Below are 17,886 nucleotides of genomic sequence, written 5' to 3'. Positions count from 1 at the left end.
GTCCATGCCGCCATACTTGGCCTTCAGTTTGTAGAACGTCGCGGTGCTCAAGCCGTGCCTGCGGCACACCTCAGCCGTCGGCATCCCGGCCTCCTGTTCCTTGATCATCCCGATTATCTGCGCCTCGATGAAACGGCTCTTACGCATGTGTCTGCTCCTTCAGAGTTGGCGCAGACTCTGCATTAAAGTGAGGGATTTCGCGGGGGGCAGGTCACATCCCATACTCAAACGCACGACCAGTCGGGTATGACCACAGTGACGATGGCGACATCACCTATGCCAACGGGCGGGCCTATCGTCGCGAGACCTCGCGCCATGACCCCGACAATACCATCACGCCTGACGAACAGAAGGTTATGCACCAGCGCCGACTGGAAGAGGCCGAGTTTCGGCAAGCCCGCAATGACGCGAACTTCGCCACCGCGCTGCGCCTCGGTGAAGCGTTGCGCGTGTTGAAGGGCGAGGGTTGACCACATGCCAAGCGCCCGCCAACTCCTCCGTCAGGCCAGGACGCTGAAGGATGCGCGTGACAACCATCCTATCGCGCGGTTCGGGACACCCGAGTTCGAGGCTGAGTTTCGGGAGTCGGTTGAAGCGAACAACCTCGACCGCACGGACATGTTCGGCGAGAACGGCAATGGCGGGGTGCTGGCCTGCCTCAAGCGGTGGGCACGCGATGAGGTCTGGCGCTTGTGGCGGTGACGGACCCCGACTGGCTGGTGCGATGGCGCCGGGGCGAGCCGCCGCTACAGCCGCCCCCACAGCCGCAGGCCGCACCGGGCCAAGGGGGTAAGGGGGGCACCCGCAAAGCCCGCGCTGCAAACGGCGCTGGTAGGGAGGCCTCGGGGTTCAGGGAACCAAGGGAGTGGAAGTTTGACGGATGCAAGCGAAGGGAACCTGTCCTCGACCTTGACCACAACCCGCCGCGCGTCGTCCGCATGGTCGGTTGGCGCATCTGCATGAGGTGCTCGACGTCATTCTTCTCTGACGATGTGGTCAGGGTGAGGATGTGTGGCGAGTGCAAAGCGCCCCCGAAGGGGCAGAGACGAACACCCTAGCCGCTGCCGCAGGAGTGGCAGAGCAGCGGCACGCGGCCTCGCCAGCCGCGCAAGACGTAGGCAACCGTCCCTCGTAAATCCAACGGAGCCAGCCGTCAGTGACTACTCCTTGTCGCTCGCAACCGTAGAAGCGCCTCGGGACATGCGTCCGGGGCGCTTTACTGTTGATTCGTGCAACTCGTACTCAGTGAATATTTCTGCCATGTTATGGGCAACCACAACCTTACGAGATGCAGATGAAGGAATTTTCCAAGGGTCAGTTAAAACGAGAGGCGGACCTCATTGCCACGTGCGCGAAGTGGTCAGGCGAATACCTTCCAAGTCACCATGGGCCGGGTAGCTGGGCTACGACCTACTCAAACGAGTTTGTCTCTGCTTCAACGGACTTATGCTTGTTGTACCATGAGGCGGGTTACAAGTGGGACCATGACACTATAGTTCGCCTGTACATAGCATTTCGAGACAACGGGATCAGATCATGTCGCGGCGGTGTCTTCAACTTTGATACGACCAAATACCTTTACCAACGGCCGATCTTTCGCGAGTTTCAGCGCAGAGGACTCGTAGGCTCCGGCTAAGTCACGCATTCAAGCCAACTAAATTACACGTGAGTCGTCAGGCGACCTGCTTTGCTAGCTATTTGCTTACTGAATAGGTCCAAACGCCACCTGCCACCCTGCCAGGGGTGGTTAAGCGATTCTAACTAGCGGGAAAATTGGTCGGAGCGAGAGGATTCGAACCTCCGACCCCCTGCTCCCGAAGCAGGTGCGCTACCAGGCTGCGCTACGCTCCGACCGTGCGCGGGGGATTAGACTCCTTGGGCGCCTTTTGCAAGAGGGTTTGCAGAGAAAACTCCGCTTTCGCGAACTTCGCCCAAGGCAAAGAAAAACGGCGCGGACAGAGCCGCGCCGTTGAACCGGAAAGACCGGGGATCAGAGCGAGGCGTCGAGCGCCGCGATGATCTTGTCGCCCATCTCGGCGGTCGAGACCGGGGTGCCGCCCTCGGGGCCCATCAGGTCTGCGGTGCGCACGCCATCGGCCAGCACCTTCTCGATTGCCTGCTCGAGGCGGGTCGCCTCGTCGCCCTGGTCGAACGAGTAGCGCAGCGCCATCGCGAAGCTGAGGATGCAGGCGATCGGGTTGGCCTTGCCCTGGCCCGCGATGTCGGGGGCCGAGCCGTGCACGGGTTCGTACATCGCTTTCGGGCGGCCGTTCTCCATCGGCGCGCCAAGCGAGGCCGAGGGCAGCATGCCCAGCGAGCCGGTCAGCATCGCCGCACAATCCGAGAGGATATCGCCGAACAGGTTGTCGGTGACGATCACGTCGAACTGCTTCGGCCAGCGCACCAGCTGCATCGCGCCGTTGTCGGCATACATGTGCGACAGCTCGACCTCGGGGTATTCCTCGTCATGGACGCGCTGGACGACTTCGCGCCACAGGATGCCCGATTCCATCACGTTGGCCTTCTCCATCGAGCAGACCTTGTTGCCGCGACGCTTGGCCAGCTCGAAGGCCGACCGCGCGACGCGCTCGATCTCGCTCTCGGTGTAGCGCTGGGTGTTGACGCCGTAACGCTCGCCGTTCTCTTCAAAGATCCCGCGCGGCGTGCCGAAATAGACGCCCGAGGTCAGCTCGCGCACGATCATGATGTCGAGCCCGGCGACCACGTCCTTTTTCAGCGACGAGAAATCGGCCAGCGCGTCGAAGCATTGCGCCGGACGCAGGTTGGCGAACAGGTCCATTTCCTTGCGCAGGCGCAGCAGGCCGCGCTCGGGCTTCACCGAGAAGTCGAGCACGTCGTATTTCGGCCCACCCACGGCGCCCAGCAGCACCGCGTCCACCTCTTGCGCCTTGGCCATCGTCTCGTCGGCCAGCGGAACGCCGTGCACGTCATAGGCCGCGCCCCCCACGAGGTCTTCGCTGACGTCGAACGCCAGCTCGCGCTTGTCGCCATACCACGAGATGATCTTTTTCACCTCGGCCATGACTTCGGGGCCGATGCCGTCGCCGGGGAGGATGAGAATGGAAGGATTGGCCATGGGTATCTCCAACGAAAAAAGGGTTGCAAGCGGCCTATCCAAAGGGCGGCGCGGGGTCAAGCGCGGCCAAGCGAAAGCCGCCCCGCCACGGTGATTGGCGGGGCCTCGCCGATGGATCGGCGGGGTTTCGCGCGCCTGCGGTTTCCGCGCACGGAAAGTCTCGCCTTCACCGGCGCCCGGCCTAACATGGGGCAAAACAAAAGGGTCGGAGGCAGGATGTCGAACAGGGTGCTGATTTTGGGGGCGGAGGGCGTTCTGGGCGCCGCCCTGGCGCGGGGATTCCGGCAGGCTGGCTGGAACGCCGACCGCTATCATCCCGGCTCCGACATGGTGATCGCGGCGCGCGGTGTGCGCTGGATCGTGAATGCGCTCGACCCCGCCGAGGCCCGCCGCGCCGGGATGAGCGAGCTGACCCATGCGATGCTGGCGGCGGCGGGGCAGAACGGCGCCTCGATCCTGCAGCGCGGCGACCTGCTGGTTTACGGCAAGGCGCCCGCGCCCTGGACCATCGCCACACCGCACGCGCCTTGCTGCGATCTGGGCCGGCAACTGGCGGTGATGGAGGCCCGGCTGCGCGACAAGGCCGCCGAACTGGATCGCACGATCGTGCTGTTGCGCGCGGGCGAGCTGGTGATGGCCGAAAGCCCGCATCCGCTTCTGAACCGGCTGATCCTGAGCGAGGTGGAGCGCGGGCGGATCATCGCACCCGGCCCGCCCGACCTGCCCCGCGTCCATGCCGATATCGAAGACTACTGTGAGATCGCGATGGGGCTTGCCGACACCGCCGACACCATGCCCGGTTTTCTGGAACTGGGCTTTCCGGGCACGCGGTTCTCGACCCGCGAGCTGGCCGACGAGGTGCAGCGCCAGGCCCGGCGTAAGATGGATATCGCGCGCTTTCCCTGGGCGGTGCTGCGGCTGACCGCGCTTTGGCGCAACGCCGCGCGTGAAGCGCTGGAGACGCGCTATCTCTTTGATCAGGAACAGGATTTCGAAGACAGTAACTTTGTCGCCCTGTTCCCGGAGTTTCAGGCCAAGCCGCTGGAACGGATCGTGTTCGAACACCTCTGGCGGCGCGGTATGATCCCGGCCAGCTAGGGCAGCGCGATATCAACCCAGACCAGGTGATGGCGCGAAGCCTGCGTGGCGATGCCCTCTTCGGCGGGCCAGAAAACGCCCGCATCGACCACCTCCAACCCCGCAGAGGGCAGCACGTAGTCGAGCCGGAGGTTGCCCGAATTCCCGCCGAACGCTGCCGTATCCAGCGCCGGATCTCCGGCTTGATCGGGGTTGGCGGCCAGCGCGCCGCCTGCGCTGCGCGGCGCGGGATCTTGCAGCCGCGGGTCGGCCAGAAGGGCCGTCAGGGCACCGCGGCGACCCTCGCCATCCACCGGATCGGTGTTGAAATTGCCCAGCAGAACGAAGCGCTCGGCCGCCGGCTGCACAGGTAAATCTCCGTCAAGATAGCGAAGCCAAAACGCCGCCTCATCATGGTTGCGCCGACCGTTTCGGTCTTCGGGCCCGTCAAAAAGCGGCGGCGTCGCGGCAAAGGCCCAGAGGTGCAGCGCCTCGCCGCCCGGCAGGCGCAAGGGCACATCCCAATGCGCGGTGCTCGAGAGCCGTTGTGCCGCGCGCGCGGTATCCGAGAGCCCCGCACCGTCGAGCTGCGCATCAGGCAGGTCAGCCCAGAGAAATCCGGAAAAATCGCGCGCGCCCGCCGCGTCGATCGGCAACCGCGACAAAAGCGCCAGCCCGCCATCGCCGGTGAACCGGCCATAGCCCTGCGCATCACGCGGCTCGCCGGTGGCGCCGTTTCCATCCAGATCAAGCCCGGTTTCCAGCCCCGCATTCGGGCGCGGCGCGAAACTATAGCCGTAATCTAGACCCTCCTCGCGCAAACGCGCCTCGAAGGCCGCCAGCGCCAGCCCTTCGTGGTCCCAATCGAAGTTGGTCAGCAGAAGGATATCCGGACGCGTCTCGGAAATCACCGCGACAACGGCCTCGACCTGGGCATCTTGCTTTCGAATGTCTTGCAGCAGAAGCCCCGGCCCCTTGCGGCTCAGCTCCGGGTCGAAGCTGGCGATGCGCAGGGTCTCGGCCCCGGCAGGCAGCGCCCAGAACAGCGCCGCGATCAGGCCGGGATAAATTCGGAGACTTCGCTGTGCCGCCGCTTTTCCTCGATCATGCTGGCGATCCGCCCCATCGCGATGCCGCGCATGAAGAGGCTTGCCGGAAGGAATGCCCATGCCGTTACCGTCCAGATCATCGTATGCGGGTTTTCAAGCGTCACCATGGCGAAGCTCGACGAAATCGCCTTCAGCAAGCCCGGAATGACGAAGGGAAGCAAGAACCCAAGCACAATGTTGAACATGCCATCGCGACGCAGGCGCCCGACCACGTCGCCACCGGCGGTCGGGTCAAAGGTCGGCAGGTTGACCCAGACGTTGAACCCGCCGATCGAATGCGGCCAGCCCAGCGTCCGCAGGATCACCACGAAATACGCGAGCGAAATCAACGAGATCATATAGGCGATGCCGGCAGCGGTGCGCACCTGCGAGAGGTGCTCGGGGCTGGCATCTCCGGGCAGCATCATCTGCAGCAGGCGCACGGGACTAAAGGGCAGGTCCACAGAGCGCGCCATCGCACCGCCCAGAACGCTGACAAAACGGGTGAGGGTCGAGGTCTCGTAGCTCGACTGCACCACCACCGACAGCAGCCACACCGTCAGCAGAAGCGCGATGAAGCGGATCCGGTTGAAGGGCGGCGCGTCCCGAAACTCGATCAGGCCGGGATAGACGGAGGCATATTCGAAGAAAGTCAGCGCGCCGGCAAAAAAGGCAACCAGAGCAACGATTTGCGCCGTGTCAGCGGTCACGCCCTGAAGCATCAGCGAGGGAACGGCGATGACGAACATCACCAGGACCGCGCGCACCAACGCTCCTACCAGCCGTGAAAACACAGAGCTGCCCCTTGCCTGCATCGGTTGCGGCGCGTCCGCACCCCGACTATTCTTGCTTTTCTCGCCAATTGTGGCGGACTGCCTTATTCTTGCCATGAATTTGCCCACTTTCATCAGTCGTGGCAATGTATTCTTAAGACTAACGATGGGTTTCCGGCCATTTCGGGGAGGAACTGGTGCGGAGTTGCATCAAAATTGGTGCAAAAAAAAGGCCGCCTAGACAGGCGGCCAATATATTGTGTTTCAAAGGGTTAATGCCACTAAGGGCCCCCTGATCAGATCCACGGACGGGCTTGCGCCATCTGCGTCTCAAAGCTGTCGATCGCCGAAGCCTTCTCCAGCGTCAGGCCGATATCGTCGAGGCCTTCCAGCAGGCAGTGTTTCTTGAAGGGATCGACGTCGAACTTGATCACGGTGCCGTCCGAGGTGGTGATCTCCTGGCTTTCGAGATCCACGGTCATCCGCGCGTTCGAGCCCTTCTCGGCATCCTTCATCAGGATATCGACCTGCTCTTGCGGCAGGACGATCGGCAACATCCCGTTTTTGAACGAGTTATTGAAGAAGATGTCGGCGAAGGAGGTCGAAACGATGACCTTGATGCCGAAATCGGCGAGCGCCCAGGGCGCGTGCTCGCGCGACGAGCCACAGCCGAAGTTGTCGCCCGCAATCAGGATCGAGGCTTCGCGGTATTGCGGCTTGTTCAGCACGAAATCGGCAATCTCGTTGCCTTCGCGGTCATAGCGCATCTCGTCGAACAGGTTCACGCCGAGGCCCGAACGCTTGATCGTCTTGAGGAAGATTTTCGGGATGATCATGTCGGTGTCGATGTTGACCAGCGGCATGGGCGCCGCGATCCCGGTGAATTTGGTAAATTTTTCCATCTTTCTGGACCCTATATCTTGTGTTCGGGGCAATTCCGGCCGTGTTTCCTACACGTTGCCAAATTCCCCCGAACCCGGGATTTCATTGCTCAGGCGTCAACCGATTCCGCCATCATCTCGCGCACGTCGGTCAGGTGGCCGGTGAGGGCCGCCGCCGCCGCCATCGCGGGCGAGACGAGGTGGGTGCGGCCCTTGTAGCCCTGGCGCCCCTCGAAGTTGCGGTTCGAGGTCGAGGCGCAACGCTCACCTTCCGACAGCTGGTCGGGGTTCATCGCGAGGCACATCGAGCAGCCCGCCATGCGCCATTCGAAACCGGCGTCGATGAAGATCTGGGCGAGGCCCTCTTCTTCCGCCTGCGCACGCACGAGGCCCGAACCCGGAACGACCATGGCGCGCATGCCGTCCTTGATCTTTTTGCCCTTCAGGATCTCGGCGGCGGCGCGCAGGTCTTCGATGCGGCCGTTGGTGCAGGACCCGATAAAGACGGTGTCGATCTGAATGTCGGTCAGTTTCTGGCCCGGGGTCAGCCCCATGTAATCCAGCGAGCGGCGCGCAGCCTCGACCTTGCCGCCCTTGAAATCCTCGGGGGCGGGAACGACGCCCGAGATCGGCAGCACGTCCTCGGGCGAGGTGCCCCAGGTCACAACCGGCTCGATCTCTTCGGCCTTCAGGGTGACGACCTTGTCGAAATGCGCGCCCTCGTCGGTGTAAAGCGTCTTCCACCAGTGCAGCGCGGCCTCGAACTGCGCGCCTTTCGGGGCGTGCGGGCGGCCTTTCACGTATTCAAAGGTCTTTTCGTCCGGCGCGATCAGACCGGCGCGGGCGCCGCCTTCGATCGCCATGTTACAGACGGTCATGCGGCCTTCCATCGAGAGATCGCGGATCGCTTCGCCGCAATATTCGATGACATAGCCGGTGCCGCCGCCGGTGCCGGTGGCGCCGATCACCGCCAGCGTGATGTCCTTGGCGGTGACGCCCGGACGCAGCTTGCCGGTGATTTCCACCTTCATGTTCTTCGATTTCTTCTGGATCAGCGTCTGGGTGGCCAGAACGTGCTCCACTTCCGAGGTGCCGATGCCGTGCGCCAGCGCACCAAAGGCGCCGTGGGTCGCGGTGTGGCTGTCACCGCAAACGACGGTCATGCCGGGCAGGGTCCAGCCCTGTTCCGGGCCGACGATATGCACGATGCCCTGACGGATGTCGTTCACCGGGTAGTAGTTGATGCCGAAATCCTTGGCGTTCTTGTCGAGCGCCTCGACCTGGATGCGGCTTTCCTCGTTGGCGATCACGCCCGAGACGCGGTCGGTCGTGGTCGGAACGTTGTGGTCCGGCACGGCGATGGTCTTTTCGGGGGCGCGCACCGGGCGGCCCGCCATGCGCAGGCCTTCGAAAGCCTGCGGCGAGGTCACTTCGTGGACCAGGTGGCGGTCGATATAGAGCAGGCAGGTGCCGTCTTCGTCTTGGGAAACGACGTGGGCATCCCAGATTTTATCATAGAGGGTTTTGGGAGCGGACATGGCTCTCTCACTTTCGGATAGCTGTTGGAATTCTGGCGGTCGGGCGGCGCCGATGAAGGGGCCGCGCCGGGCGACAGGGACGAAGGCTTCGCCCCCGCGCCGACATCAAAGTCGGGCGAGGATGGAACGGCTTTCGCCGTAGAACCGCTCGCGCAGGCGGGCGCGGTCATCCATGTCGAACAAGCTCATCATGGGGCGCGATATAGGGGATTGAACTGAGTCCCGCAAGGAAATCCGGCCCCCGAAAGGCTTGCATGCTTGACAATCCGCGCGGTTTCAACGACCGGGGCGGGATACGGTGGCCCGGTCGTTGAGATTTCGTGACACGAGTGCTACCTTGAAATCATGCCCTGCGCCGGGGCGGGAGCGGCGCGCAACCCCTGGAGGACTATGTCCTGTCTGAGCATTCTGCCGCCGATGCGGCATCACCGGAGGCTTCAATGAGCGCTACCGCCACGGAGCCGACCAGCGACCAGATTCTGGAACGCGTGATCTCCTCTCTCGAAGATGACAAGGCCGAAGAGATCGTGACCATCGATCTGCGCGGGCGTTCGTCGATTGCAGATTACATGGTGATCTGCTCGGGCCGCAGCTCGCGTCAGGTCGGCGCCATCGCCGAAAAGCTGATGGAACGGCTGAAGGAAGACTTCGGGCGGCAATGCCGCATCGAGGGCAAGGAGCAGGGCGACTGGGTGTTGATCGACACCGCCGACGTGATCGTCCACGTGTTCCGCCCCGAAGTGCGCGAGTTCTACCAGCTCGAGAAGATGTGGATGCCCTCGGGCGCCCCGGTCTGATCAATGAAGATCACGGTGGTGGCGGTGGGGCGGCTGCGCAAGAGCCCCGAGCTGAGCCTGATCGACGACTATCTCGACCGTTTCAACAAGGCGGGCCGCAGCTTTGGGCTGGGGCCTGCGCAGATCATCGAGGTCGAGGACAAGAAGAACCTTGGCATGGAAGCAGAGGCTGCGCTGATTGAGCGCGCCTTGCCCACCGGTGCCGTGCTGGTCACGCTCGATGAGCGCGGCGAGGTGATCTCCAGCCCCGATTTCGCGCAGAAGCTGGCCGGCTGGCGCGATGGCGCGCGCGATGTGGCCTTTGTCATCGGCGGCGCCGACGGGATCGCCCCCGCGCTGCGCGCCAGGGCCGATTACTCGATTTCCTTCGGCAAGATGGTCTGGCCGCATATGCTGGTGCGGGTGATGCTCTCGGAGCAAATCTATCGCGCCGGGCAGATTATCGCGGGTACGCCCTATCACCGTGTGTAATCGGGGCTCCGCCCCGAACCCCGGAGTATTTCCAGCTCGATGAAACAAGATTGCGCTATCGGGCCGGGCGCGGAGTTGCCGCGCGCGTGACAGGCGCGTAAGAGGGGGCAACACTGTCTGGAGGCCCCGATGACCACCCCGAAACCCGTTGTTCTGTGCATTCTCGATGGCTGGGGCGAACGCGCCGAGACCGAGGGCAACGCGCCCGCGCTGGCGCAGACGCCGAATATCGACAAGGTCTGGGCGAGCTGTCCGAAGGCGACGCTGATCACGCACGGGCCCGATGTCGGCCTGCCGACCGGGCAGATGGGCAATTCGGAAGTCGGCCACACCAATATCGGCGCGGGGCGCGTGGTGGCGATGGATCTTGGCCAGATCGACCTCGCGATCGAGGATGGCGCGTTCTTCCAGAATGAGGCGATCCTCGAGTTTATCGCGGCGCTGAAGGCCTCGGGCGGGGCGGCGCACCTGATGGGTGTGGTCTCGGATGGCGGCGTGCATGGCCATATCGAGCACGTGCTGGCGGCCTGCAAGATGATATCGGGCGCGGGCGTGCCGGTGGTCCTGCATGCGATCACCGACGGGCGCGATGTCGCCCCCGACAGCGCCCGCCATTTCGTCGAGCAACTGGTCGCGCGCCTGCCCGAAGGCTGCGAGGTCGGCACGGTGATCGGCCGCTACTGGGCGATGGACCGCGACAACCGCTGGGAGCGTGTGGGCCGCGCCTATGAGGCGATGGTCCATGCCAAGGGCGAAACTGCGCCCGACCCGGTGACGGCGGTCACGCAATCCTATGCGCTGAAGGAGATGGACGAGTTCATCGCCCCCACCGTGATCGACGGCTTTGCCGGCGCCAAGGACGGCGACGGGTTCTTTTGCCTGAACTTCCGCGCCGACCGCGCCCGCGAGATTCTGCGCGCGCTGGGCGAGCCGGGCTTTGCCGAGTTCGATACCGGTCGCCGCCCCGCCTGGGCCGCGATGCTGGGCATGGTCGAGTATTCCGAAGGCCACAACGCCTATATGACCACCGCCTATCCCAAGCGCGAGATCGTCAACACGCTGGGCGAATGGGTCGCAAAACAAGGGCTTACGCAATACCGCCTGGCCGAGACCGAGAAATATCCGCATGTGACCTTCTTCCTCAACGGCGGCAAGGAAACGCCCGAGAGCGGCGAGGATCGCTTCATGCCGAAGTCGCCGAAAGTGGCGACCTATGACCTCCAGCCCGAGATGTCGGCGCCCGAGGTGACCGACCGTTTCATCGCCGCGATCGAGCATGGCTATGACCTGATCGTGGTGAATTTCGCCAACCCCGACATGGTCGGCCATACCGGCAGCCTGCCCGCCGCGATCGCTGCCTGCGAAGAGATCGACCGCGATCTGGGCCGGGTTCTGGCGGCTCTGGAAAAGGCCGGGGGCGCGATGATCCTGACTGCGGACCACGGCAATTGCGAAACCATGATCGACCCGGAAACCGGCGGGCCACATACCGCGCATACCACTAATCTGGTGCCGGTGGGCCTGATTGGCGGGCCGGCGGGGGTGAGCCTGCGCAAGGGGCGGCTGGCGGACATCGCGCCGACGCTGCTTGACCTGATGAACCTGCCGAAGCCGCCGGAAATGACCGGCGAAACCCTGATCGTGCGGGGCTGATGCGCGCCGCGCTCGCAGCCTTTCTGCTTTCGGCCGGGGCGGTGCTGGCAAGCCCCGCTGCCGATAGCGCGCTGCAGGCCGCAGACGATTTGCGCGCGGCGATCGGGGCACTTGAGGCCGCGCAGACCAAGGCCGACCAGGTCGAGGCGCTGACCGAGACCATTGGTGCCTATGAAACCGGGCTGGGCGCGCTGCGCGACGGGTTGCGCCGCGCGGCCATCCGCGAGCGCGAGATCCGTGAAAGTTTCGACGCCAAGCGCGAGGAAATCGGCCGGCTTCTGGGCGTGATGAGCACGATGGAGCGCTCGGACGGGCCGCTGTTGCTGTTGCATCCAGCGGGACCCGAAGGCTCGGCACGCTCGGGCATGGTGCTGTCCTCGGTGACGCCCGCGCTTCAGGCCGAGGCCGAGGCGCTGCATGTCGATCTGAACGAAATCCAGACGCTGCGCGACCTGCAGGAAAATGCGGCGCGGGTGCTGAATGCGGGGCTCAAATCGGTGCAGCAGGCGCGCACCGCGCTGAGCCAGGCCGTGGCCGAACGCACCGCGCTGCCCGGGCGCTATATCGACGAGCCCGAGGATCTGCGCCGTCTGGTCGAAAGCGCCGACACGCTCGAAGGTTTCGCGCTTGGCCTCTCGGAGCTTGATACTGACATCGGCGCGCCGCTTGAGGATTTCGACGCCGCCAAAGGGTCGCTGCCGCTACCGGTTCTGGGCGCGGTGCTGCGCCGCGCGGGCGAGGCCGATGCCGCGGGCATCCGTCGTCCGGGGCTTGTGATCGCCACCGCGCCCGCCGCGCTGGTGCGCACGCCCTGGCCTGCGACCATTCGCTACCGCGGTCCGCTGCTCGACTACGCAAATGTGATGATCCTCGAGCCCGCAGAAGGCTATCTTCTGGTTCTGGCAGGGCTGGGGACGGTCTATGGTGAGACCGGCGACGTCCTCAATGCGGGCGACGCGGTCGGGCTGATGGGGGGCGTTGAACCCGGCGCGAATGAATTCGGGGCGGAATTCGTACGAGCGGCGCAACTTGGCGGTGGCGCAGGGCGAACGGAAACGCTTTATTTGGAACTTAGACAAAGCGGCAAGCCCGTAGACCCAAGCGGGTGGTTCGCGCAGACGAAAGACTGACGCAGGTTTGGCATGAAAAAGTTTCTCTTCGCGGCGATGGGCGGCACCATCGCGGGCGCCGTCATCGCGGCGCAATTCGCGGCCCCGTTGCTGGCAGAAGAGGCGGCAAAGCCGACTTCGGTCTATGAACAGCTGGACCTGTTTGGCGATATTTTTGAGCGCATCCGCGCGCAATATGTCGAGGAGGTCAACGAGAAGGACCTGATCGAGGCCGCGATCAACGGCATGCTCAGCTCGCTCGATCCGCATTCGAGCTACCTGCCGCCCGACGATTTCGACGACATGAAAGTGCAGACGCGCGGCACCTTTGGCGGGCTCGGCATCGAGGTCACGCAGGAAGACGGGCTGGTCAAGGTCGTTTCGCCGATGGATGGCACCCCGGCTGCGGCTGCGGGCATTCAGGCGGGCGATTACATCACCCAGGTCGATGGCGAAAGCGTGCTGGGCCTGACGCTCGATCAGGCGGTGGACATGATGCGCGGGCCGGTGGGCTCGGAAATCGTGATCACCGTGGTGCGCGAAGGCACGCCCGAGCCCTTCGACGTTTCGATCATCCGCGACACGATCAAGCTGACCGTGGTGCGCGGGCGCCTTGAGGGCAAGGTCGTGGTGCTGCGGATCAGCGCCTTCAACGATCAGACCTATCCGGTGCTGAAGGACTCGCTCGACAAGCAGGTGGAAGAGGCTGGCGGCATCGACCAGGTGGCGGGCTTCGTGATCGACCTGCGCAACAACCCCGGCGGTCTTCTGGATCAGGCGATCGCGGTGTCGGACGCCTTCCTCGACAAGGGCGAGATCGTCTCTACCCGCGGCCGCAACCCCGAGGAAAGCGAGCGTTTCAACGCCGAGCCGGGCGATCTGGCGCAGGGAAAACCGATGGTCGTGCTGATCAACGGCGGCTCGGCCTCGGCCTCGGAAATCGTCACCGGCGCGCTGCAAGATCATCGCCGCGCCATCGTTGTCGGCACCCAGAGCTTTGGCAAAGGCTCGGTGCAGACGGTGATGCCGATCCGGGGCGAGGGCGCGATGCGCCTGACCACCGCGCGCTATTACACGCCCTCGGGCCGCTCGATTCAGGCGCTTGGCATCTCGCCCGACATTTTTGTCGAGCAGCCGCCGCGCGAAGCCACGCCCGAAGCCGAGGAGGAGGCGCCGCACGATCGCCGCTCGGAGGCGGATCTGCGCGGCGCGATCACCAATGACTCGATGACCGAAGACGAGCTGCGTCAGGCCGAGGAAGAACGCAAGCGGGCCGAAGACGCCGCCAAGCTGCGCAAGGATGACTATCAGCTCGCCTATGCGCTCGACATCCTGCGTGGGCTTTCGGCGATTGCGCCCGAGGCTCCTGCGGCTGCCGAACCGGCGAAGGCGGAATAAGGGCTTCGCGATGCTGACGCGTGACGAGATCGAGGCGCTGCCTTATCGCCCCTGCGTGGGCGTGGTGCTGATGAACCGCGACGGGCTGATCTTTACCGGTCAGCGCATCGACAATCCGGGCGCCGCCTGGCAGATGCCGCAAGGTGGGATCGACGAGGGCGAAAAGCCCCGCAAGGCCGCGCTGCGCGAGCTTTGGGAAGAGACCGGGATCAACAAGGATCTTGTTGAATTTGTCGATAAAACAAAGGGCTGGATCAATTATGATCTGCCCGATGAACTGGTCGGCAAGATCTGGAAGGGGCGCTATCGCGGGCAGCGGCAGAAATGGTTCCTGTTCCGCTATCTGGGCGAAGATGCGCAGGTGAACATCCAGACCGAGCATCCCGAATTCTCGGTCTGGTCCTGGATGCCGTATCGCGACGTGGTGGAAAAGATCGTGCCGTTCAAACGCTCGGTCTACGAGGCCGTGTTCGACGCCTTTGGCCAGCACTTCGACTGAGGCTCAGAAATCGAGCCCCAGATCGAGGGTGCGCGCCGAATGCGTCAGCGCCCCCGACGAGATGTAATCCACCCCGGTCGCGGCCACTTCGGCGATACGCTCCAGCTTCATATTGCCCGAGGCCTCCAGCACGGCGCGCCCGGCGGTGATCTCGACCGCGCGGATCAGCGTCGGCGTGTCCATGTTGTCGAGCAAGATCACATCAGCCCCGCCAACCGACAGTGCCTCTTCGAGCTGATCGAGGCGGTCGACCTCCAGTTCGATGCGCATCATGTGGCTGCGCGCGGCCTTCGCAGCACTCAGCACGGCGGTAATGCCGCCCGCGGCCGCGATGTGGTTGTCTTTGATCAGGATCGCATCCGAGAGGCCATAACGGTGGTTCGAGCCGCCACCATGCAGCACTGCCAGCTTTTCCACCGCGCGCAGGCCCGGCGTGGTCTTGCGCGTGCAGGTGATCTTGCAGTTGGTGCCGCGGGTCTCGGCCACGAAGCCTGCGGTTTTCGTCGCAATCCCGGTCAGGCGGCCCGCGAAATTCAGCGCGACGCGCTCGCCCATCAGGATCGCGCCGGCATCGCCCTCGATCGTCATCAAGACATCGCCGGGCGTGCAGGGGCTGCCATCGGCCACGAGCGTGTCAACCTTCAGGCCCGAATCGACCAGCCGGAACGCCATTGCCGCGATCTGCATCCCCGAAACCACGCCCGCCTCGCGCGCATTCAGCCGGGCGGTATAGCGCGTGCCCGGCGGGATCACCGCGCGGGTCGTGACATCGCCCATCGGCGCGAGGTCTTCGGTCAGCGCGGCGCGGACCAGCGGTTCAAGGATGAAATCGGGAAGCGTGGCGTTCATCTCAGCCCTCCAGCGCCTTGGCGCGGATCTCCAGCGCCTCGGCCAAAGTGATATGGGTGCGCTCCGCCTGCGCCGGATCGGCCTGCGGGAAATCGGAGCGGTAATGGCCGCCGCGGCTTTCCTCGCGCATCAACGCGGCGGCGGCGATCAGCGTGGCAGTGGCGGTCATGTTGCGCATCGCCTCTTGCGGGTTGGCGGCCTCGATCCCGGCGATCGTGGCCAACGCCTTGCGCAGACCCGACGCCGTGCGCACGACACCCACGCCATCGGTCATCGCCTGACGCAAGCGGTTCACGGCGCCTTCATCGACGACCTCTCCGCCAGTCGGAAATTCCAGCGTAACATCAGGGGCTTCGTGGATGCGGCCCAGCTTTTCGGCGATGCCCAGCGCGCAGATGCGGGCATAGACCAGCGCCTCCAGAAGCCCGTTCGAGGCCAGCCGGTTCGCACCGTGCAGCCCCGTCGACGAGGCCTCGCCGCAGATCCAGAGATTGTCGAGGCTCGCGCGGCCATGCGCATCGGTGTCGATCCCGCCCATGTGGTAATGCGCGGCGGGCGCGACCGGGATCGGCTGTTGCGAGGGGTCGATGCCCGCGCGCGTGCAGGCCTCGGCCACGGCCGGAAAGCGCGTGAGCACCTCGGCGCTGAGTGCGGCGCGGGTATCGAGAACCGGCGCGCGGCCCTCTTGCCGTTCAAGGTAGACAGCGCGGGCAACGATGTCGCGCGGTGCCAGTTCGGCATCGGGATGGACGGCCAGCATGAACCGCTCACCACGGTTGTTCATCAGAACCGCGCCTTCGCCACGCAGCGCCTCGGTCGCCAGCGGTGCGGGGTCTTCGCCGGTCGCAATGGCGGTCGGGTGGAATTGCACGAATTCCGGGTCGGCGATGCGGGCGCCCGCGCGCGCCGCCATGCCGATCACCTGACCACGGATACGCGGGGGGTTCGTCGTCACGGCAAACAGCCCGCCCGAGCCACCGCCCGCCAGCAAAATAGCGGGCGCCCGCACCAGAACACGCCCCGAGGGCGCGCCGGATTTCTCAAGCCAGACGCCGGTTGCGGTGCCGTTCTGCACCTCGAGCCCCGAGGCCAGAACGCCCTCGGCCACTTGCACCGAAGGAGTTTGCCGCACGGCACCGATCAGCGATTGCATGATCTCGCGCCCGGCCTGATCGCCCTTGACCCGCACCACGCGCGCCGCCGAATGGGCCGCCTCGCGCGACATCACATAGCCACCCCCGGCATCGCGATCGAAGGGCGTGCCGAGCGTCGTCAGATCAAGAATGTGCTGCGCGGCCTCGGCGGTGACCATCCGCGCGATCTCGGGGTCGACGGTGCCTGCGCCCGCATTGACGGTATCAACCGCGTGGCTTGTCGGCGTATCGCCCTTGGCCATCGCCGCCGCAACGCCGCCCTGCGCCCAGGCCGAAGACGCGCCTTCGCCCAGATGCTCGGGCGAGATCACCAGAACCGGGCGCGGCGCCAGTTTCAGCGCGGCATAAAGCGCGCCCAGACCGGCACCGACGATGATGACGCGATCGGTCTCAATCACGATCAGAGGCCCAGTTTCTTGGACAGGTCGATCATCCGCTCGACCGCGACGCGCGCCTTTTCGGCCACGGCCAGATCGACGATCACCTCTTCGCGGCCGGTGTGCAGCGACCACAGGATTTTCTCGAGCGTGATCTTCTTCATGTAGGGGCACATGTTGCACGGGCCCATGAATTCGACCTCGGGCAGGGCGTCGGCGATATTCGAGGCCATCGAGCATTCGGTGACCAGCATCGCCTGCTTGGGTTTGTGCTCGGCCACGTATTTGATGATGCCCGAGGTGGAGCCCGAGAAATCGCAGGCCTCGACCACGTTCGGGGGGCATTCGGGATGCGCGATGATCTCGACGCCCGGATGCAGCGCGCGGAAGTCGTTAATGTCGGCCGGGGTGTATTGTTCGTGCACGATGCACGAGCCCGCCCACCAGACGACCTTTTTCTGCGGCACGTCGCGCGCCACGTTCTGCGCCAGATACTGGTCGGGCGTCATGATGACGGTGTCGCTCTCCATCGCGGCGACGATCTGCGCGGCGTTGGACGAGGTGCAGCAAATGTCAGAGGCGGCTTTCACCTCGGCCGTGGTGTTGACGTAGCTCACCACCGGCGCGCCCGGATATTTCGCGCGCATCTCGGCGATACCCTCGGCGGTGATCGACTCCGCCAGCGAGCAACCCGCCGCCATGTCGGGGATCAGGACGCGCTTCGAGGGGTTCAGGATCTTCGAGGTCTCGGCCATGAAATGCACACCGCATTGCACGATCGTCTCGGCCTCGACCTTGGTCGCCTCAATGGCCAGCTGGAGGCTGTCGCCCACGACATCGGCCACGCCATGGTAAATCTCGGGCGTCATGTAGTTATGCGCAAGGATCACCGCGTTCTTTTCGCGCTTGAGACGGTTGATCTCGCGGATATAGGGCGCGTAGCGCGCGAAATCCGGCAGCGGGATGACGCGATCCATCCGTGCGTGGATGTCGCGCATCTCTTCGGCCAGCGTCATCGACGGCGCGAGATCGAAGGTCTCGGCCAGGTTCGAGCGCATTTCAGTCAGGTCCAGCATGGGCAGTCCCCCCGTAAAACCCGGAACAGGGGGTCATTTAAGGCCAATG

The 17,886-nt window shown here is 64.5% G+C and carries 17 protein-coding genes and 1 tRNA gene; 8 read left to right on the top strand and 10 right to left on the bottom strand.

From position 1 onward, the window contains the following. A partial coding sequence (locus CLN94_RS08790; protein WP_143598895.1) for a transposase occupies positions 1-147 on the bottom strand: 147 nt, incomplete at its 3' end. 327 nt (positions 148-474) lie between these two features. On the opposite strand from CLN94_RS08790, the gene CLN94_RS08780 reads away from it, so the two are divergent. Next, positions 475-702, top strand: a complete 228-nt coding sequence (locus CLN94_RS08780) for a hypothetical protein (protein ID WP_096433273.1) — start codon at positions 475-477, stop codon at positions 700-702. 1,072 nt (positions 703-1,774) lie between these two features. Here the strand turns inward: CLN94_RS08780 and CLN94_RS08770 are convergent. Further along, positions 1,775-1,851, bottom strand: a tRNA-Pro gene (locus CLN94_RS08770). A 139-nt stretch (positions 1,852-1,990) separates the two neighbouring features. Continuing rightward, positions 1,991-3,097 (bottom strand): 3-isopropylmalate dehydrogenase, encoded by a 1,107-nt coding sequence (gene leuB / locus CLN94_RS08765; RefSeq protein WP_096433269.1) that lies wholly within the window; start codon positions 3,095-3,097, stop codon positions 1,991-1,993. Between the two features lie 216 nt (positions 3,098-3,313). Here leuB and CLN94_RS08760 point away from each other — a divergent pair, with 216 nt between their 5' ends. After that, positions 3,314-4,195 carry a Rossmann-fold NAD(P)-binding domain-containing protein gene (locus CLN94_RS08760; RefSeq protein WP_096433267.1) on the top strand — a complete coding sequence of 294 codons (882 nt, stop codon included), beginning with the start codon at positions 3,314-3,316 and terminating at the stop codon, positions 4,193-4,195. Here the strand turns inward: CLN94_RS08760 and CLN94_RS08755 are convergent. The 4 genes from CLN94_RS08755 to leuC form a co-directional block, all read right to left on the bottom strand. Continuing rightward, positions 4,192-5,343, bottom strand: a complete 1,152-nt coding sequence (locus CLN94_RS08755) for an endonuclease/exonuclease/phosphatase family protein (RefSeq protein ID WP_096433265.1) — start codon at positions 5,341-5,343, stop codon at positions 4,192-4,194. The genes CLN94_RS08760 and CLN94_RS08755 overlap by 4 nt on opposite strands. Further along, positions 5,229-6,029, bottom strand: a complete 801-nt coding sequence (locus CLN94_RS08750) for a hypothetical protein (RefSeq protein WP_342744540.1) — start codon at positions 6,027-6,029, stop codon at positions 5,229-5,231. The genes CLN94_RS08755 and CLN94_RS08750 overlap by 115 nt, the downstream gene beginning before the upstream one ends. 302 nt (positions 6,030-6,331) lie before the next feature. Beyond that, the gene (leuD, locus tag CLN94_RS08745; RefSeq protein WP_096433263.1) at positions 6,332-6,937 is read right to left on the bottom strand and encodes a 3-isopropylmalate dehydratase small subunit; all 606 of its coding nucleotides are present in this window, start codon (positions 6,935-6,937) and stop codon (positions 6,332-6,334) included. A gap of 89 nt (positions 6,938-7,026) precedes the next feature. Next, on the bottom strand, positions 7,027-8,454 hold the full coding sequence (gene leuC / locus CLN94_RS08740; protein ID WP_096433261.1) for a 3-isopropylmalate dehydratase large subunit: 1,428 nt from the start codon (positions 8,452-8,454) through the stop codon (positions 7,027-7,029). A 440-nt stretch (positions 8,455-8,894) separates the two neighbouring features. On the opposite strand from leuC, the gene rsfS reads away from it, so the two are divergent. From rsfS to CLN94_RS08710, 6 genes are all read left to right on the top strand, one after another. Then, positions 8,895-9,251 (top strand): ribosome silencing factor, encoded by a 357-nt coding sequence (rsfS, locus tag CLN94_RS08735; RefSeq protein WP_096433259.1) that lies wholly within the window; start codon positions 8,895-8,897, stop codon positions 9,249-9,251. A gap of 3 nt (positions 9,252-9,254) precedes the next feature. After that, positions 9,255-9,722 (top strand): 23S rRNA (pseudouridine(1915)-N(3))-methyltransferase RlmH, encoded by a 468-nt coding sequence (rlmH, locus tag CLN94_RS08730; RefSeq protein WP_096433257.1) that lies wholly within the window; start codon positions 9,255-9,257, stop codon positions 9,720-9,722. 129 nt (positions 9,723-9,851) lie between these two features. Continuing rightward, a complete protein-coding gene (gpmI, locus tag CLN94_RS08725) occupies positions 9,852-11,375 on the top strand; it encodes a 2,3-bisphosphoglycerate-independent phosphoglycerate mutase (RefSeq protein WP_096433255.1) in 1,524 nt (507 codons plus the stop codon). Then, entirely contained in the window at positions 11,372-12,505 is a 1,134-nt protein-coding gene (locus tag CLN94_RS08720; RefSeq protein ID WP_096433253.1) for a murein hydrolase activator EnvC family protein, read from the top strand. Before gpmI ends, CLN94_RS08720 begins: the two co-directional genes overlap by 4 nt. A gap of 12 nt (positions 12,506-12,517) precedes the next feature. Further along, positions 12,518-13,882 carry a S41 family peptidase gene (locus tag CLN94_RS08715; protein WP_096433251.1) on the top strand — a complete coding sequence of 455 codons (1,365 nt, stop codon included), beginning with the start codon at positions 12,518-12,520 and terminating at the stop codon, positions 13,880-13,882. Between the two features lie 10 nt (positions 13,883-13,892). Beyond that, positions 13,893-14,381: an RNA pyrophosphohydrolase gene (locus tag CLN94_RS08710; RefSeq protein ID WP_096433249.1), complete on the top strand. Its 489-nt coding sequence runs from the start codon at positions 13,893-13,895 to the stop codon at positions 14,379-14,381. 3 nt (positions 14,382-14,384) lie between these two features. On the opposite strand, the gene nadC is transcribed toward CLN94_RS08710, so the two are convergent. Genes nadC through nadA form a run of 3 tightly spaced genes read right to left on the bottom strand, consistent with a single transcriptional unit; the run spans position 14,385 to position 17,837 of the window. Next, positions 14,385-15,230 (bottom strand): carboxylating nicotinate-nucleotide diphosphorylase, encoded by an 846-nt coding sequence (gene nadC, locus CLN94_RS08705; protein ID WP_096433247.1) that lies wholly within the window; start codon positions 15,228-15,230, stop codon positions 14,385-14,387. A 1-nt stretch (position 15,231) separates the two neighbouring features. Then, positions 15,232-16,782: an L-aspartate oxidase gene (locus CLN94_RS08700; RefSeq protein ID WP_096433245.1), complete on the bottom strand. Its 1,551-nt coding sequence runs from the start codon at positions 16,780-16,782 to the stop codon at positions 15,232-15,234. Between the two features lie 2 nt (positions 16,783-16,784). Next, a complete protein-coding gene (gene nadA / locus CLN94_RS08695; protein ID WP_096433243.1) occupies positions 16,785-17,837 on the bottom strand; it encodes a quinolinate synthase NadA in 1,053 nt (350 codons plus the stop codon). Between the last annotated feature and the right edge of the window lie 49 nt (positions 17,838-17,886).

Source organism: Pseudothioclava arenosa (genome assembly GCF_002358085.1).
In the GTDB taxonomy this organism is placed as follows: Bacteria; Pseudomonadota; Alphaproteobacteria; order Rhodobacterales; family Rhodobacteraceae; genus Pseudothioclava; species Pseudothioclava arenosa.
Note: the sequence above shows the minus strand (reverse complement) of the source record. Positions and strands in the feature narration are given on the sequence as shown.

What these genes read in the sequence shown, in the direction of transcription:
- CLN94_RS08780 (WP_096433273.1), top strand. Translation starts at nt 475, where the DNA reads ATGCCAAGCGCCCGCCAACTCCTCCGTCAGGCCAGGACGCTGAAGGAT.
- leuB (WP_096433269.1), bottom strand. Translation starts at nt 3,097, where the DNA reads ATGGCCAATCCTTCCATTCTCATCCTCCCCGGCGACGGCATCGGCCCC.
- CLN94_RS08760 (WP_096433267.1), top strand. Translation starts at nt 3,314, where the DNA reads ATGTCGAACAGGGTGCTGATTTTGGGGGCGGAGGGCGTTCTGGGCGCC.
- CLN94_RS08755 (WP_096433265.1), bottom strand. Translation starts at nt 5,343, where the DNA reads ATGGGCATTCCTTCCGGCAAGCCTCTTCATGCGCGGCATCGCGATGGG.
- leuD (WP_096433263.1), bottom strand. Translation starts at nt 6,937, where the DNA reads ATGGAAAAATTTACCAAATTCACCGGGATCGCGGCGCCCATGCCGCTG.
- leuC (WP_096433261.1), bottom strand. Translation starts at nt 8,454, where the DNA reads ATGTCCGCTCCCAAAACCCTCTATGATAAAATCTGGGATGCCCACGTC.
- rsfS (WP_096433259.1), top strand. Translation starts at nt 8,895, where the DNA reads ATGAGCGCTACCGCCACGGAGCCGACCAGCGACCAGATTCTGGAACGC.
- rlmH (WP_096433257.1), top strand. Translation starts at nt 9,255, where the DNA reads ATGAAGATCACGGTGGTGGCGGTGGGGCGGCTGCGCAAGAGCCCCGAG.
- gpmI (WP_096433255.1), top strand. Translation starts at nt 9,852, where the DNA reads ATGACCACCCCGAAACCCGTTGTTCTGTGCATTCTCGATGGCTGGGGC.
- CLN94_RS08715 (WP_096433251.1), top strand. Translation starts at nt 12,518, where the DNA reads ATGAAAAAGTTTCTCTTCGCGGCGATGGGCGGCACCATCGCGGGCGCC.
- CLN94_RS08710 (WP_096433249.1), top strand. Translation starts at nt 13,893, where the DNA reads ATGCTGACGCGTGACGAGATCGAGGCGCTGCCTTATCGCCCCTGCGTG.
- nadC (WP_096433247.1), bottom strand. Translation starts at nt 15,230, where the DNA reads ATGAACGCCACGCTTCCCGATTTCATCCTTGAACCGCTGGTCCGCGCC.
- nadA (WP_096433243.1), bottom strand. Translation starts at nt 17,837, where the DNA reads ATGCTGGACCTGACTGAAATGCGCTCGAACCTGGCCGAGACCTTCGAT.